Source organism: Pantoea sp. C1E2 (assembly GCF_056491465.1).
Genome location: NZ_JBSZHT010000002.1, coordinates 375,746 through 392,709 on the forward strand (window position 1 = coordinate 375,746; position 16,964 = coordinate 392,709).

A 16,964-nucleotide genomic window follows, 5' to 3' on the forward strand; every position below is an offset into this window, starting at 1 on the left:
CCAGAGGAACCATCATGATCAAAGCCTGCCTTCGCTTGCTGCTGCTTTGCACCGTCGCGCTGTTCAGCGTCAATACGCTCGCCGCCGACAAACCCTCCTTCAAAATTTGCTGGTCCATTTATGCGGGTTGGATGCCATGGGATTTCGCCCAGCAGAGCGGCATCGTCAAAAAATGGGCCGATAAATACGGCATCGACATCCAGTTTGTGCAGGTCAACGACTACATCGAATCGGTGAATCAGTACACCGCCGGTGGCTTTGACGGCTGCACCATGACCAACATGGATGCGCTGACCATTCCTGCCACCGGCGGCGTGGACAGCACCGCGCTGATTGTCGGCGACTACTCCAACGGCAATGACGGCATTCTGTTGAAAGGCAAAGGCAACATTGCCTCGCTGAAAGGCAAGCCCATCAATCTGGTCGAACTCTCGGTCTCACACTATCTGCTGGCGCGTGCGCTGGAGAAATCCGGCATGAGCGAGAAGGATGTCAAAGTGGTGAACACCGCCGATGCTGATTTGGTGGCGGCGTTCGGCACGGCTGACGTCCACTCTATCGTCACCTGGAACCCGCTGCTGGCCGAAGCCGAAAAGCAACCGGACAGCCATTTGATCTTCTCCTCCGCGCAGATTCCGGGGGAAATCCTCGATCTGCTGGTAGTGAACACCACCACGCTGAAAAAGTATCCGCAGCTCGGCAAAGCCCTGACCGGCGCCTGGTATGAAACCCTTAAAACCATGTCTGGTCCCAGTGACAGCGCCAAAGCCGCCCGCACCCAAATGGCGCAGGCTTCCGGCACCGATCTGGCAGGCTTCGATCAGCAGCTGGCCGCCACCCACCTGTTCAGCGATGCTAAAACCACCCTCGATTTTGTCGATAGCCCACAGCTGAAAGCCACCATGCAGCTGGTCGCGGAGTTCTCCTTCAAGCACGGCTTACTGGGCGAAGGGGCACCGAGCGCCGATGTGGTGGGCGTGGAAACGCCAGCCGGTCATTGGGGTGATACCAATAACCTGAAACTGCGCTTCACCGATGAGTACACCAAGCTGGCCGCCGCTGGTCAGCTCTAAGCGAGACGATGCCGATGCGTAAATTGATCAACTACCAACCGCTGCCGCTCGGTCGCCTGCTGCTTGGCATCCTGCCGCTGCTGGCGCTGCTGCTGGTCTATCTGTTCGCGTCGGATGCGCGTCTCAGCCTGAATGCCGCAGACAAACTGTTGCCGGGGTTTAACGCGATGGGCGACGCCATCAGTCGCATGGCGTTTCAGCCCAGCCCGCGCACCGGTGAGTATCTGCTGTGGACCGACACCGCCGCCAGCCTGATGCGTCTGCTGAGCGGCGTGGCGATTAGCGCGCTGCTGGCGCTGGCGATTGGCCTGTTCACTGGCGCGTTACCGGTGGTGCGGGCGGTATTAGCACCGCTGGTGACAGTGGTGGCGCTGGTGCCACCACTGGCGATTCTGCCGATTCTATTTATCTGTTTTGGCCTTGGTGAAGTATCGAAAGTGGTGCTGATCGTGATCGGCATTACCCCGCTGATTGCGCGTGATTTGCAGCTGCAGGTGGAGAAAATCCCGCGTGAGCAGCTGGTGAAAGCGCAGACCTTGGGTGGACATAGCGCGCAGATTTTGTGGCGTGTGATCCTGCCGCAGATGATGCCGCGCTTGCTGGATGCGGTGCGCCTGTCGCTGGCGTCGGCGTGGCTGTTCCTGATTGCTGCTGAAGCGATTGCCGCCACCGAAGGGCTGGGTTACCGCATCTTCCTGATGCGCCGTTATCTGGCGATGGATGTGATTTTGCCGTACGTGGCGTGGATCGCGCTGCTGGCCTTTGTGCTCGACCTGCTGCTACGGCTAATCAGCCGTCGCTGCTGGCCGTGGTATCACGCGAAATGACACAGGAGCGAGCGATGCCTTTACTGCAACTGAAAAACCTCGAAAAACATTACGGCGATCAGGTTGTGCTGGAGCGCCTCAACATCAACGTGGAGCAGGGCGAGTTTGTGGCGATTGTTGGGGCATCCGGCTGTGGCAAAACCACTTTCCTCAACATGCTACTCGGCACCGAATCACCGACCAAAGGCCAACTGCTGCTGGATGGCGAACCGATACCCGATGAGCCCGATGCCCATCGCGGCGTGGTGTTTCAGCGTTACTCGGTGTTTCCCCATCTGACAGTGCTGGGCAACGTGATGCTGGCGGAAGAGTTCAGCAGCGCTCGCTGGCTGGGACGTGTGTGGGGTAAAAAGCGCCAGGCGATCCGTCAGCGTGCGCAGGCGATGCTGGCGCAGGTCGGCCTGGAGCAGGCGCAGAGTAAATATCCGCATCAGCTCTCTGGCGGCATGCAACAGCGTTTGGCGCTGGCGCAGGCGTTAATGAAGCAGCCGCGCATCCTGCTGCTCGACGAACCCTTTGGGGCGCTCGATCCCGGCATCCGCCACGAGATGCACCAGCTGATTACTCGCCTGTGGCAGCAGCACAACCTGACCATTTTTATGATTACGCACGATTTGAAAGAGGGCTTCAGCCTGGCCTCGCGCCTGCTGGTGTTCGACAAACTGCGTCATGACCCGCACGCGCCGGAAGCCTGGGGCGCGACTATCACTTACGACCTGCCGCTGGATCGCACACAGCCTGACGCTGCGCTGTCGTCTGAGCCGCAGGTGGCTTAAAGGAGCACCACATGAATGCTTATCAAACCTTGTTACCGGCGGGATCGCACTGGTCGCTGGTGATGCGCAGCGGTACGGCGCTGACGCTGACCGATATCGCAGGCGGCGCCAACGTCGGCATGCTGTTCTACAACCCGGAAAATCTACTGGAACGCTACAACGCGCCCGATACGTTGAAGTGTCAGCACACTTTCCGCCTGACGGCCGGGCACTGCCTTTACTCTGATATGGGACGCATTTTTTGCGGCATCGAAGAGGACAGCTTCGGCTGGCATGAGAGCGTCTGCGGCACGCTGAATGCTGAACAAACCTCTGCCCGTTTCGGTGCCAGCGATTATCAGCAGGCACGCAATCTGCGCCATCAAAACGGCTACGACAGCTTCCTCGTTGAGCTGGCGAAATACGGCCTTGGCCAGCGTGATATGGCTTCCTGCCTCAACCTGTTTGCGCAGGTGCGCGCCGATGATAACGGCACGCTGCAACTGGAACAGCAGGGCGCAGCAGGCGCCCAGGTGCGACTGCGCTTTGCCATGGACACGTTGGTGATTTTGCACACCTGCCCACATCCGCTTAGCGCCAGCAGCGAGTATCCGCGCCAGCCGGTGCAGATCACACTGGATGCCCAGCGCGCGCCGCTGCCGGAAATTTGCCTGGCGCGTGCCGAAAACCAGCGCGGCCTGCACAACAACGCGCTCTATCAGCTGCAAGGAGAAATCTGATGATCACTGAAAGCTTACTCAATCCCGCCGAAGAGCAATGCCAGCAGCAGGTGAATGCTGGTGATTACTGGTTACAGCGCATCGAAGCGGGCCAGACCTTGCGAATCACCGATCTGGAGGGTAATCAGGCTGCCGATACCCTGTTCTTCAACGCCGACGACACCGCCGAGCGCTACAGCATGAGCGATACACTTCGCGGGCAAAAGAATGTGTTCCTCAGTGCAGGCAGCGTGCTGCGCTCCAACGCCGATCGCCCGATGCTGACGATAACCGCCGATACCTGCGGTCGCCACGATACGCTGGGCGGCGCCTGTTCCTGTGAGAGCAACACGGTGCGTTACGATCTGGAGAAGCGCCATATGCACTCCTGCCGTGACAGCTGGATGCTGGCGGTGGCCGAGAAGCCGGAATTCGGCCTGACGCGTCGCGATATCACCCATAACATCAACTTCTTTATGAACGTGCCGGTGACGCACGACGGTGGTTTGACCTTCGCCGATGGCATTTCTGCCCCCGGTAAATATGTCGAGATGGTGGCGCAGATGAATATCCTGGTGCTGATCTCCAACTGCCCACAGCTCAACAATCCCTGTAACGGTTACAACCCCACGCCGATCTTAGTCAGCGTGTGGTGATGCTTTGACGCAACGGGACGACCCGTTTTTAGCCGTCACTGTCCACGCAGGACGACCTGCCGTAATAAGAGATTTCACTCATGATTGATCGCGTATTGATTGCCAACCGTGGCGCGATTGCCGTGCGCATTATCCGTACCCTGAAAGCCATGAATATCCGCGCGATTGCGGTGTATGCCGAAGCCGATCGCCACGCGCGGCATGTGCGTCTGGCCGATGAAGCCTGGTCGCTGGGAGACGGGCAGGTGCGAGACACCTACCTCAATCAGCAAAAATTACTGGCGATTGCCGCGCAGAGCGGGGCGCAGGCGGTGCATCCGGGCTACGGCTTCCTCAGTGAAAATCCCGAGTTCGTCACGCGCTGTGAAGCGGCCGGCGTGCAGTTCCTCGGCCCGAGTGCTGAGCAGATGGCGGCGTTTGGTTTGAAACATCGTGCGCGTGCGTTGGCGCAGGAGAATCAGGTGCCACTGCTGCCGGGCAGCGGCTTACTGACTTCGCTGGACGAAGCGCGAGAGATGGCGGAGGAGATTGGCTATCCGGTGATGCTAAAAAGCACCGCGGGCGGCGGTGGCATCGGTATGCAGCGCTGTGATGATGCCGAGCAGCTCAACACCGCATTTACCCGCGTGAAGCGTTTGGCAGGCAACAACTTCGCCGATGATGGCGTATTTTTAGAGAAGTTTATCGCCCGCGCGCGTCACATCGAAGTGCAGATCTTTGGCGATGGGGCTGGCAACGTCATCGCCCTTGGCGAGCGTGACTGTTCCGCTCAGCGCCGCAACCAAAAAGTGCTGGAAGAGACGCCCGCACCGGGATTGAGTGCGACAGTGCGCGCCGAGCTACAAGCGACTGCGGTGCGACTGGCGCGTGCGGTCAACTACCGTAGCGCAGGCACCGTGGAGTATGTCTACGATGATGCCAGCCAGCAGTTCTGGTTCCTTGAAGTAAACACCCGTTTGCAGGTGGAGCACGGCGTCACCGAAATGGTGTACGGCGTGGATTTGGTGCGCTGGATGGTGGAGCTGGCGCAGCAAACGTTGCCGCCGCTCCACACCTTATCGACCGAAGCGCAAGGCCATGCGATTCAGGTACGTCTGTACGCAGAAGATCCGGCCAAACAGTTCCAGCCCAGTGCCGGTTTGCTCAGTCACGTTCAGTTCCCTGCAAAGATTGATGATGCCACGCTGCGCATCGACAGCAGCGTGGAAACCGGCATGGAGGTCTCACCGTTTTACGATCCGATGCTGGCGAAGGTAATCGTGCATGCAGCCAATCGTGAAGAGGCATTGCGCAGTATGGCGCAGGCGCTGGACGCCACCGAGCTGTACGGCATCGAAACCAATCTGCTGTGGTTGCGCCATCTCTGCTCGCTGCCGGAGGTACAGCAGGGCCGCATCATCACCGCTACTTTGGGCGGCGTGCAATGGCAACCGCCGACGCTGGATATCCTTAGCGGCGGCACCTTAACCACGGTGCAGGATGCGCCTGGCCGCGTCGGTTACTGGCACGTTGGTGTGCCGCCCTCTGGCCCATTTGACAGCCGCGCATTCCAGTTGGGTAATCGCTTATTGAATAATGACGCGCAGGCGGCGGGACTGGAGATCACCCTGCGCGGCCCAACGCTGCGTTTTAATCAGGCGTGCAGTTTTGTTTTGACCGGGGCACCGATTGCCGCGCAGCTGGACCAGCAGACGCTGGCGATGCATCAGATCGTCACGGCGCAGGCCGGGCAAACCCTGACGCTGGGCGATGTCAGTGAAGGATGCCGCAGTTATCTGCTGCTGGCGGGTGGCTTGAATACCCCACATTATCTCGGCAGCCGCAGCACTTTCACCCTCGGGAAATTTGGTGGCCATGCCGGGCGTGCCCTGCGGGCGGGCGACGTGCTGCACCTCGCCGATCCGCAGGTGCAGGCGACAGCAGAATTACCTGCCGAGCTGGTGCCGGAACTCAACGGTGAATGGCAACTGCGGGTGATTTACGGGCCGCACGGTGCGCCAACCTTCTTTACCGATCAGGACATTACTGAGTTCTTTGCCGCCGAGTGGCAGGTGCACTACAACTCCAGTCGTACCGGCATCCGTCTGATTGGCCCCAAACCGACCTGGGCCCGTAGCGACGGCGGCGAAGCGGGCATGCATCCCTCCAACATTCACGACAACGCTTATGCCTTTGGCACGGTGGATTTTACCGGTGATATGCCGGTGATCCTCGGCCCGGACGGTCCTTCGCTCGGGGGCTTTGTCTGCCCGGCCACGGTGATCGAGGCCGATCTGTGGAAACTCGGACAGCTCAAAGCCGGGGATCGGGTACGCTTCATGCCGATCGATCTGAGTGATGCCGATCGACTGGCACAGGCGCAACGCGAAATGATCATTAAACTGCAATCAGCACCGCTTACAGTGAATGCGGCACTGCCCCTTATTGATCCGCTGTTGCACCATCATGCGGCAGAAAACGGGCGTCCATCGCTCAGCGTGCGTGCGGCAGGTGACCGATTCCTGCTGGTGGAGTATGGCGATTTAATGCTGGATATCGCGCTGCGTTTCCGCGTACACGCGTTGATGCAACAGCTGGAAGCCCATCCGCTGCCGGGACAGCTGGAGTTAACGCCCGGCATCCGTTCGCTACAGGTGCACTACGATGCACAACACTGTGTAAGAAGTGAGCTGTTGGCGCAAATTTTGCACATTGATTATGCACTGGGTGACTTAAGCGATGCTGCCGTGCCTTCACGCACCGTGTGGCTACCGCTCAGTTGGGATGACGCGGCCTGTCGCGAAGCCATTACCCGCTACAGCCAGTCTGTACGCCCTAATGCGCCCTGGTGCCCCAGCAATATTGAATTTATCCGCCGCATCAATGGCCTAGCCAGCATTGATGAGGTGAAGGAGATCGTGTTCAGTGCCGCCTATCTGGTGATGGGGCTGGGCGATGTCTATCTCGGTGCGCCCGTGGCGACGCCGCTCGATCCGCGTCATCGTCTTGTTACCACCAAATACAATCCGGCGCGCACCTGGACGGCAGAGAACTCGGTGGGGATTGGCGGCGCTTACATGTGCGTATACGGCATGGAAGGGCCGGGCGGTTACCAGTTTGTCGGACGTACCATGCAGATGTGGAACCGCGATCGACAAACCTCGGCGTTCACCCAACCGTGGCTGCTGCGCTTCTTCGATCAAATACGCTTTTATCCGGTCAGCGCCGAAGAGTTACTCACCATTCGCGAGCGTTTCCCGTGGGGTGACTATCCGCTACATAGCGAAGAAGGCGAATTCCGCCTCGCAGATTATCAGGCGTTGCTGGTGGAGCAGGCGGTGGAGATCGACGCCTTCCAGCAGCAACGTCAGCAGGCTTTTGACAGTGAGCTGGCGCGCTGGCGCGCTGAAGGGCAATTCACCTTCGACAGCCAGCTGCAGGAACAGAGTACGGAAGAGATTACGGTGCCTGCAGGGTGTAGCCCGGTAGAGAGCCAGGTGGCGGGCAGCGTGTGGCAATGGTTGGTTGATGAAGGCAGTGAGATTGAAGCGGGCGCCACGGTAGGCATTCTCGAATCAATGAAAATGGAAATCCCGATCGTGGCGCCAGTCAGTGGAAAAATCCATAGTTTCTATCGGCAGGCCGGGCAGCAAGTTCAGGCGGGTCAATTGCTTATGGTGATTGATTCCTCTGTGACATAAGTAAGAATAAAAAATAATCAGTAATCAGGCAGCAAAGCCGGGGATCTGACCCATAATTAGTAACCCGGCTGATTGTTGCATTGCTATGACATCTTTTCGCAGTGTGCAGCAGGCTGTGTCCCGTAACGGTTTAATAAAAAATTAAAAAGACCGCTGCGGGATACAGCCTGATATGGCCGAGTTTCAGCGCCTGGTGGCGCTTACCTCTCTACTTTCACGTGCTTCATAGTGAGTTTTTAAGGAGTTCTCTATGGAAATAAAAGATCCAATGGTCGAGTTATTGAGTAGCCTTGAGCAGATTGTTTTGACACGTGATGCACAGCCTTCCGTATCAGAAATTACACTCAACGCAGTATCCGTTCCCGAGCCACAGCGTTTACGCGAAATGACCGGCATGCAGGTGGATGAATTCGCCCGCGTGATGGGGGTGAGCGTTTCATCTGTAAAAAGTTGGGAGGCGCAACGCACGCGCCCATCCGCTACGGCGCGTAAATTGATGAAACTGCTGCAAGCCAATCCCTATCTGGGGCGGCAGTTGCTCGAGTAAAAAGACTATCGGTTCTCTGACCCGCCTGCACGGCGGGTTTTTTTTAGCTCAATCCGCCGTATTTCGCCGCCTGTTTCACAAACCAACTCTCTGGCACGCTGTGTGGCGGCTGCGCCAGCTGCTCAAGACCATGCTCAATAATCCGCTCAGCCTGCTTCCACAGTTGTTGATCCCCTTGATTCAGCAGCTGAATCTGAATCTGCTTCTCGACCAGATAGATGCGGGCAAAATTGGGATCGAACTGGACGATAGCGCGAGTGTTATCGATGATGTCTGCTAATTTAATAGTTTGCGCATCGGGGCAGGCTTCGGCGGTATGTCGGAAGTGCGCCAGTTTGCGAGCGGCGCGGTTTTTCGCCTCGGGTTGAGTGCTATCAGTCAGCATATCGACCAGCTGCGCAACACGCGAACCGAAGTGGCTTTCAATATCCTGTAACGTGCTGGGGGTATCTTCAACGGTGTCATGCAGCCAGGCGGCGGCAATCATCTGTTCATCATCGGTGACGCTGCGCACCAGTTCGGCCACCGCAGCCGGGTGCACGATATAAGGCTCATCGGTGTATTTGCGACGCTGACCCGCAGCAGCATGTGCTTGCGTGGCATAACGGCGCGCTTGCTCTTCCAGTGAATCACGCATCTTTCACTCTCCGGAATAAAGTCGCTTGCAATTATCTAGCGCGCTATCTATATTGAATCGCATGAACAGTAATCAAGATGACAAAAAAGTGCAGCAGATGCCACTCCAGGTTGATCAACATCTCTGCTTCGCACTGTATTCCGCGAATCTCGCGATGCACAAAGTCTATCGCCAGCTGCTGGCTGAGCTGGAAATTACCTATCCGCAATATCTGGTGATGCTGGTGTTGTGGAATCAGGATGATGTGACGGTATCAGAGATTGGTGAGCAGCTGTTCCTTGATTCAGCCACGTTGACGCCGCTGTTGAAGCGTCTGGAAGCCGCGGGTTTATTGCGTCGCCAGCGTTCGCGCCGCGATGAACGTCAGGTGGTAGTGACCCTAACCGATGAGGGTCGTGCGCTACGTGAACGTGCGCAAAGCATTCCTGAAGCGGTGCGCTGTGCCACGGCCTGCGACGATGATGCGCTGTTGGCATTGAAAAACCAGCTGGACGATTTGCGTAGCCATCTTAACCGCGCCAAATAAAGCATTACGGATGTCACCCTGGTGGCATCCCTGATATCAACGTCAAAACTGCGCGCATTTACATAGTGCGCGATTATATAGCGAATAATGAGGTTATCATGTCTTTAGAAAAAGTTGTTTATACCGCAAAAGCCAAAGCCACCGGCGGCCGTGATGGTCGTGCTACTTCTTCTGACAACGTGCTGGATGTGAAACTGGGCGTGCCAAAAGAGATGGGCGGCGCAGGCGGCGAAGTCACTAACCCAGAACAGCTGTTTGCTGCGGGTTACTCAGCGTGTTTCCTCGGTGCAATGAAATTTGTCGCCGGTCGCGACAAAATCACCATGCCAAAAGATGCGTGGATTGAAGGTGAAGTGGGTATCGGCCCGATCCCCACCGGTTTTGGTATCGAAGCCAAACTGAATATTCACCTGCCAGAGATGGATGCAGCCGAAGCGCAGAAGCTGGTAGATGCGGCACACATTGTTTGCCCATACTCTAACGCTACGCGCGGCAACATTGATGTGACCCTTAACATCATTCGCTAAGGTTGCTGCCAGTCTTACAAAGAGGCTCCGTCTGGAGCCTTTTATCATTTGATGGGGTCAGATCAATAATTGTCTGGTCTTACCATTGGTTAAATGTTCTACTGCTGCGCTGCATGCGCCCTCATTGCCGTTCCGGTTCAGATTCGTCCCGTTCCTGCTCGCTGCTTGCGCTTTTCTCTCTCACGGACGAACTCTATTGACTTTAAATAGTCACATTTAAGGTTAGTTTATTGACACCGGGTCAGGAATGAATAAGTAAATGAATTATATCAAAACGTTAACGCAGCAAAAGCTGTCGCTGTTGCTTGCGCTCTATCTCGGCATCTTATTGAATTTGCCGATTTTTTATCGCCGATTTGACGGCTTCTTAACGAAATCCACGCTCTCTAACTGGCTCTCTGCGGTAGCGGAAGTGACCGCTGCAGTCCTGCTGACGTTCTTCCTGATGCGTCTGTTATCGCTGGGCGGCAAGTGGGTTTATCGCATCCTTGCCAGCCTGACGGTAGTGATTTCGGTCGCTTCCGCCTATTACATGGCCTTCTTTAATGTGGTGATCGGCTACGGCATCGTGGCGTCGGTGATGACCACCGATGTGGATCTCTCGAAAGAAGTGGTCGGCATGCGCTTTGTGATGTGGATGGTGCTGGTTAGCGCCTTACCGCTGCTGCTGATTTGGCGCAATAACCTCAGCCAGACTTTAATCGAGCAATTGAAAACGCCAGGTCAGCGTCTGAAGCCTGCGCTGATCATGCTGCTGAGTGTGGCGCTGGTGTGGTTGCCGATTCGCTATTTCGACAAACTGCAAAAAGTGAATGAAGAGATCACCAATATCGACCTGCCGAGCTACGGCGGGGTGGTGGCGCACTCGTATCTCCCTTCCAACTGGATCGCGGCATTAGGGCTGTTTGCCTGGACGAAAGTCGATGAAGAGGTGGATGGCGCTGAGTTGTTGGATCCGGCGAAGAAGTTTACCTACGTTGCGCCAGCGGGCATCGATGACACCTATGTGGTGTTTGTGATTGGCGAGACCACGCGCTGGGATCATATGGGTCTGCTGGGCTATGACCGCGATACCACGCCGAAGCTTTCTAAAGAGAAGAATCTGGTCGCATTCCGTGGTGAATCCTGTGATACCGCCACCAAGCTGTCGCTGCGCTGTATGTTTGTGCGCGAAGGCGGCACCATGGATAACCCTGGCCGCACGCTGAAAGAGCAGAACGTTTTTGCAGTGATGAAAGAGCTGGGCTTTACCTCTGAGCTGTTCGCCATGCAGAGTGAAGTGTGGTTCTACGATAATGCTGATATGAATAACTTCTCGTTCCGTGAGCAGATCGGTTCTGAGAAGCGTAATCAGGGTAAAGCCGTCGATGACATGCTGCTGGTGCCGGAGCTGCAGGCTTCACTGCAACGTTTCCCGAAAGGCAAGCATCTGGTGGTGTTGCACACTAAAGGTTCGCATTACCTGTATTCACAGCGTTATCCGCGCAGCTTTGCACGTTATCAGCCGGAATGTATGGGCGTGGATGAGACCTGTAGTAAAGCGCAGTTGATTAACGCTTATGACAACTCGATTCTTTACGTCGATACAATGCTGGATAGCGTGCTCGATCAGCTACGTGATAAGAAGGCGATTGTGTTTTATGCCTCTGATCATGGTGAGTCGATCAGTGAGAATATGCATTTACACGGTACGCCGCGTGAGATGGCGCCGCCGGAGCAGTTCCGCGTGCCGATGATGGTGTGGGCCTCTGATAAGTATCTGGAGGATCCGACCAACCGCAGTAACTTTGAGCGTCTCCAGGCGCAGCAGCGTGTAGGCAAAACCCATCGTCACGTTGAGTTGTTTGATACCATTTTAGGCTGCCTCGGCTACAGTTCACCGGATGGCGGGATTAAAGCGGCGAATAACTGGTGTCAGGCGCCCGCGGCGACGCCAGCCAAAACGCTGTAAGTGTTTTCTGGAAGGTACTGAGCGGCAGGGCTTTTTGCAGCACTGCTTGCTTTCCAGGCGATCGGGCGGATTTTACGGAAAAGGGATTGACGCTCCCATGGGGGAGCAGTAATATTCGCCCCCATCGGCGAGTAGCGCAGCTTGGTAGCGCAACTGGTTTGGGACCAGTGGGTCGGAGGTTCGAATCCTCTCTCGCCGACCATATTTGAAGAAACCTGCTTGAAAAAGCAGGTTTTTTTTCGTCTGTTGATCGTGGAGTCGGTGCAGTCACGGTGGAATACGCTCTTGTGCGGGGTTTTAAAAGCGGAGCCGGTGCAGTAAGGAGTGAATACGCTCTTGTGCGGGGTTTCAAAAGCGAAACCGGTGCAGTCAGGAGTAAATACGGGGCCGCTGCGTAAAGTCGCTGTCTCGTCCCTGATCGCTCGACACACGCCATCCATGGCGTGTAACGCTTTACTCCGCGGCCCCGCATTCCCTCCTTCATCTGATTCTGTGCGGGCTTTAGGAAGCGAAAATTCGGTTCTGTGCGTGCTGCAAAAAGAAAACATGATGCCGCTTAGATGCGTGCTGCTTTTCAAAACAGCGGCATCATTGCTGATGAGCGATGGGAAGGCGGCTCGGTGAGCAAAGCGTTCGCCGCAGGGATGCGGCGACCGAGGCTACAGGGATGTATTTACGCCGTCTTTGCGATCGAGCCGCCTTCTCTGAGCAGCGCAGATAACCAAAAGCAATAAAACCTACTATTGCCCTTCCCATTCAAATAACCGTCACTACCCGCCATTATTCCCACTTTACCAACTTGACCCCTCACGCAATCAACCCTGCACGCTTAATTCGCGACACATTCTTCTTATGACCGATTCTTGCTTTTTGCTGATTTCTTATGCCAATACACCAGCATATTTCGCTGCCTGAACGTCATAACGCACGGAGAATCGTTCAGATATTCGACATTTACCAATAACTTTTGTGTGTTTTTTAGCGGTGATAATCACTGTCATTTGACTACATAGCCAGATAATCACGCGGCATTGCGCGCTTTATCACCTTTTTAAATTTTGGCTCAGCGCAATAACCCTGTTTTTTATCGTTGCTTGCACTTACTCACACTCTGTGTAAATAACCCCACCTTGTATTGACGTTCTTTGCAACTGTTGACAAATTGATGCGTCAATAACATGCAGAGTAGGGCGATTCTGAGAAGCCATTGGCTATCGGATGACAAAAAAAACCACTCGCATGCTGCCCGAACCGCATAAAAAAATTCAGAGGTCGGGCGACGCACACAACATCACATCACAATGGAGCAAAACATGATCAACTCCCTGGCTAAATCCAGGATGCTGAAGGTCGGTCTTAGCCTGATTGCTATGACTGTTGCCGCGGGTGTCCAGGCGAAAACCCTCGTATATTGTTCAGAAGGTTCGCCGGAAGGCTTCAACCCACAGCTCTTCACATCGGGTACCACTTACGATGCCAGCTCCGTACCGATCTACAACCGTCTGGTTGAGTTCAAAACCGGTACCACCGAGCTGCAGCCTGGCCTGGCTGAAAAATGGGACGTTAGCGAAGATGGTAAAACCTATACCTTCCATCTGCGTAAAGGCGTGAAGTGGCAAACCACTAAAGACTTCAAGCCAACGCGTACCTTCAACGCTGACGACGTCGTGTTCTCCTTCGAGCGCCAGCTCGACAAAAACAACAAGTACCACGGTGTATCGGGCGGCAGCTACGAATACTTCGAAGGTATGGATATGCCGAAGCTGATCGAGAAAATCGAGAAAGTTGACGACTACACCGTACGCTTCACCCTGAGCCGTTCAGAAGCGCCGTTCATTGCCGACCTCGGTATGGATTTCGCCTCAATCCTGTCAAAAGAATATGCCGACAACATGCTGAAAGCCGGCACCCCAGAGAAGCTGGACCTCAATCCAGTGGGTACTGGTCCATTCGTGCTGCAGCAATACCAAAAAGACTCGCGCATTCTGTACAAAGCCAACCCGGACTTCTGGGGCACCAAGCCGAAGATTGATCGTCTGGTGTTCTCCATCACCCCTGATGCGTCTGTGCGTTACGCCAAACTGCAGAAGGGTGAGTGCCAGGTGATGCCGTATCCAAACCCGGCTGACATCGCCAGCATGAAGAAAGATGACAAAATTAACCTGATGGAGCAGCCTGGTCTGAACGTCGGTTACCTGTCATTCAACACCGAGAAAAAACCGCTGGATAACGTGAAAGTGCGTCAGGCACTGACCATGGCGGTGAACAAACAAGCCATTATTGATGCCGTTTATCAGGGCGCTGGCCAGGCCGCGAAAAACCTGATTCCACCAACTATGTGGAGCTACAACGACGACATCAAAGATTACGCTTACGATCCTGCTAAAGCGAAAGAGCTGCTGAAAGAAGCGGGCATGCCGGACGGTTTCTCTATCGACCTGTGGGCGATGCCGGTTCAGCGTCCATATAACCCGAACGCTCGTCGTATGGCGGAAATGGTTCAGGCTGACTGGGCGAAAATTGGCGTGAAAGCCAAGATCGTCACCTTCGAGTGGGGCGAGTACCTGAAACGCGCTAAAGCCGGTGAACACCAGACCGTGATGATGGGCTGGACCGGTGATAATGGGGATCCGGATAACTTCTTCGCCACCCTGTTTAGCTGTGCTGCTGCAAAAGACGGTTCTAACTACTCGCGCTGGTGCTACAAGCCGTTTGAAGATCTGATTCAGCCTGCACGTGCTGAAGCCGATCACAACAAACGTATCGAGCTCTACAAACAGGCTCAGGTTGTGATGCATGACCAGGCTCCGGCACTGATCATTGCTCACTCAACCGTATATGAGCCAGTGAGCAAGAAAGTGAGCGGCTATGTGGTTGATCCATTAGGTAAACATCACTTCGAAAACGTCGATATCCAGGAATAACCTTTCGGATTATCGCGGTCTGGGCCAGCGCTGCTGGCCCTCGGGCGGCACCTTTGCCGCCTGTATTCCGCACTTTTTTTCCGGCTAATTTCTTATATTGAAGCGCTTCTTGCGTCGCGTCCGGCTTTGTCGGCTGCGTGTTGTGAGCAATGTAGTCCCTGGCGGCAACGTCACGGGAAATGACTGAGAACCCGGCTTATGCTGCAATTCATACTCCGACGTCTGGGCCTTGTCATCCCAACGTTTATCGGTATTACCTTACTGACCTTTGCGTTTGTCCATTTGATCCCCGGCGACCCGGTACTGATCATGGCCGGCGAACGCGGTATCTCTCCCGAACGTCACGCCCAGCTGATGGCCCAGTTTGGCCTCGACCAGCCGATGTGGAAACAGTACATCACCTACATTAATGGTGTGCTGCACGGTGACCTCGGTATCTCGCTGAAAAGCCGTATCCCGGTATGGGATGAGTTCGTCCCTCGTTTTAAAGCCACGCTGGAACTCGGCATCTGCGCGATGCTCTTCGCAATTGCGGTGGGCATTCCGGTTGGCGTATTGGCGGCGGTTAAACGCGGCTCGGTGTTTGATCACACGGCGGTGGGCATCTCACTGACCGGCTACTCAATGCCCATTTTCTGGTGGGGCATCATGCTGATCATGCTGGTGTCGGTGCAGTGGAACTTGACGCCGGTATCCGGGCGTGTCAGTGACATCATCTTCCTTGACGACAGCCATCCTCTGACCGGGTTTATGCTGATCGATACCTTGCTGTGGGGCGAAGCGGGCGATTTCAAAGATGCGGTGATGCACATGATTCTGCCGGCCATCGTGCTCGGCACCATCCCGCTGGCGGTAATCGTGCGTATGACGCGCTCCTCAATGCTGGAAGTGCTGGGGGAAGATTACATCCGTACCGCGCGCGCCAAAGGCCTGACGCGTATGCGTGTCATCGTGGTGCACGCGCTGCGTAACGCCATGCTGCCGGTGGTGACGGTTATCGGTCTGCAGGTCGGTACTTTGCTGGCGGGCGCGATTCTGACGGAAACCATCTTCTCGTGGCCGGGACTCGGTCGCTGGCTGATCGAAGCATTGCAGCGCCGTGACTATCCGGTGGTGCAGGGCGGCGTATTGCTGGTGGCGATTCTGATCATCGTGGTCAACCTGCTGGTTGATCTGTTGTACGGCGTGGTCAATCCGCGCATTCGACATAAGAAATAAGGGGGGCATCATGACAACTGTTGATCCCGCAAGCGTAAGCGCTGCACCCAAGCCGATGACCCCGATTCAGGAATTCTGGCATTACTTCAAACGTAATAAAGGCGCGGTGATTGGCCTGGTTTACATCATCCTGATGCTGCTGATCGCTATTTTTGCTGATGTGCTGGCGCCGCACGCGCCGTCGGAGCAGTTCCGCGATGCGCTGCTGCATCCGCCGGTGTGGCAGGACGGTGGCAGCTGGAAATTTATCTTTGGCACCGATGACGTGGGCCGTGATGTGCTGTCTCGTCTGATGTACGGCGCGCGATTGTCGCTGCTGGTTGGCTGTTTAGTGGTGGTGCTGTCGCTGATTCTTGGCGTAGTGTTTGGCCTGATGGCCGGTTACCTCGGCGGCGTCGTCGATGCGGTGATCATGCGTCTGGTGGATATCATGCTGGCGCTGCCAAGCCTGCTGCTGGCGTTGGTGCTGGTGGCCATCTTCGGCCCGTCGATTGTGAACGCCTCACTGGCGATCACCTTCGTCGCCCTGCCGCACTATATCCGTCTGACACGTGCTGCCGTGCTGGTGGAAGTGAACCGCGACTACGTCACCGCATCCAGCGTGGCGGGTGCCGGTACGCTGCGCCAGATGTTCGTCAATATTCTGCCTAACTGCCTGGCACCGCTGATCGTGCAGGCATCATTAGGTTTCTCCAACGCCATCCTTGATATGGCGGCGTTGGGCTTTCTCGGAATGGGGGCGCAGCCGCCAACGCCGGAGTGGGGCACCATGCTCTCCGACGTGTTGCAGTATGCGCAAAGTGCCTGGTGGGTCGTGACGTTCCCTGGCGTCGTCATCCTGCTCACTGTACTGGCATTCAACCTCATGGGCGATGGTTTGCGTGACGCACTCGACCCGAAACTCAAGCAGTAAAGAGGCACCGA

Annotated in this window: 14 protein-coding genes and 1 tRNA gene; 14 read left to right on the top strand and 1 reads right to left on the bottom strand. The window is 55.8% G+C overall.

Going from position 1 to position 16,964, the window contains the following annotated elements; genetic code table 11:
* Window positions 1–14 precede the first annotated feature (14 nt).
* The 7 genes from ACXI0A_RS02035 to ACXI0A_RS02065 all read left to right on the top strand — a co-directional run bounded on the left by ACXI0A_RS02035 (window position 15) and on the right by ACXI0A_RS02065 (window position 8,257).
* The gene (locus tag ACXI0A_RS02035; protein ID WP_476150585.1) at window positions 15–1,073 is read left to right on the top strand and encodes a putative urea ABC transporter substrate-binding protein; all 1,059 of its coding nucleotides are present in this window, start codon (window positions 15–17) and stop codon (window positions 1,071–1,073) included.
* 14 nt (window positions 1,074–1,087) lie between these two features.
* The gene (locus tag ACXI0A_RS02040) at window positions 1,088–1,900 is read left to right on the top strand and encodes an ABC transporter permease (RefSeq protein WP_058961099.1); all 813 of its coding nucleotides are present in this window, start codon (window positions 1,088–1,090) and stop codon (window positions 1,898–1,900) included.
* Window positions 1,901–1,914: 14 nt separating this feature from the next.
* On the top strand, window positions 1,915–2,676 hold the full coding sequence (locus tag ACXI0A_RS02045; protein WP_224933737.1) for an ABC transporter ATP-binding protein: 762 nt from the start codon (window positions 1,915–1,917) through the stop codon (window positions 2,674–2,676).
* Between the two features lie 11 nt (window positions 2,677–2,687).
* Window positions 2,688–3,395, top strand: a complete 708-nt coding sequence (locus ACXI0A_RS02050; RefSeq protein WP_476150584.1) for an urea amidolyase associated protein UAAP1 — start codon at window positions 2,688–2,690, stop codon at window positions 3,393–3,395.
* Window positions 3,395–4,030: an urea amidolyase associated protein UAAP2 gene (locus tag ACXI0A_RS02055; RefSeq protein ID WP_476150583.1), complete on the top strand. Its 636-nt coding sequence runs from the start codon at window positions 3,395–3,397 to the stop codon at window positions 4,028–4,030. Before ACXI0A_RS02050 ends, ACXI0A_RS02055 begins: the two co-directional genes overlap by 1 nt.
* A gap of 80 nt (window positions 4,031–4,110) precedes the next feature.
* Window positions 4,111–7,710 carry an urea carboxylase gene (gene uca / locus ACXI0A_RS02060; protein ID WP_476150582.1) on the top strand — a complete coding sequence of 1,200 codons (3,600 nt, stop codon included), beginning with the start codon at window positions 4,111–4,113 and terminating at the stop codon, window positions 7,708–7,710.
* Window positions 7,711–7,960: 250 nt separating this feature from the next.
* Entirely contained in the window at window positions 7,961–8,257 is a 297-nt protein-coding gene (locus ACXI0A_RS02065) for an HTH-type transcriptional regulator (protein WP_034827767.1), read from the top strand.
* A gap of 43 nt (window positions 8,258–8,300) precedes the next feature.
* Here the strand turns inward: ACXI0A_RS02065 and ACXI0A_RS02070 are convergent, their stop codons facing one another.
* Window positions 8,301–8,894, bottom strand: coding sequence for an HD domain-containing protein (locus ACXI0A_RS02070; protein WP_224933741.1), 594 nt, complete (start codon window positions 8,892–8,894; stop codon window positions 8,301–8,303).
* A gap of 61 nt (window positions 8,895–8,955) precedes the next feature.
* Here ACXI0A_RS02070 and ACXI0A_RS02075 point away from each other — a divergent pair, with 61 nt between their 5' ends.
* The 7 genes from ACXI0A_RS02075 (at window position 8,956) to dppC (ending at window position 16,953) form a co-directional block, all read left to right on the top strand.
* The gene (locus ACXI0A_RS02075) at window positions 8,956–9,420 is read left to right on the top strand and encodes a MarR family winged helix-turn-helix transcriptional regulator (protein ID WP_224933742.1); all 465 of its coding nucleotides are present in this window, start codon (window positions 8,956–8,958) and stop codon (window positions 9,418–9,420) included.
* Window positions 9,421–9,518: 98 nt separating this feature from the next.
* A complete protein-coding gene (locus ACXI0A_RS02080; protein WP_224933743.1) occupies window positions 9,519–9,947 on the top strand; it encodes an organic hydroperoxide resistance protein in 429 nt (142 codons plus the stop codon).
* A 259-nt stretch (window positions 9,948–10,206) separates the two neighbouring features.
* Window positions 10,207–11,898, top strand: a complete 1,692-nt coding sequence (eptB, locus tag ACXI0A_RS02085) for a kdo(2)-lipid A phosphoethanolamine 7''-transferase (protein WP_476150581.1) — start codon at window positions 10,207–10,209, stop codon at window positions 11,896–11,898.
* Between the two features lie 125 nt (window positions 11,899–12,023).
* Window positions 12,024–12,100: transfer RNA gene (locus ACXI0A_RS02090), tRNA-Pro, on the top strand.
* Between the two features lie 1,111 nt (window positions 12,101–13,211).
* A complete protein-coding gene (gene dppA, locus ACXI0A_RS02095; RefSeq protein WP_476150580.1) occupies window positions 13,212–14,822 on the top strand; it encodes a dipeptide ABC transporter periplasmic-binding protein DppA in 1,611 nt (536 codons plus the stop codon).
* 198 nt (window positions 14,823–15,020) lie between these two features.
* Window positions 15,021–16,040: a dipeptide ABC transporter permease DppB gene (gene dppB, locus ACXI0A_RS02100; protein WP_224933746.1), complete on the top strand. Its 1,020-nt coding sequence runs from the start codon at window positions 15,021–15,023 to the stop codon at window positions 16,038–16,040.
* Between the two features lie 10 nt (window positions 16,041–16,050).
* Window positions 16,051–16,953, top strand: coding sequence for a dipeptide ABC transporter permease DppC (gene dppC, locus ACXI0A_RS02105; RefSeq protein ID WP_224933747.1), 903 nt, complete (start codon window positions 16,051–16,053; stop codon window positions 16,951–16,953).
* Window positions 16,954–16,964 lie beyond the last annotated feature (11 nt).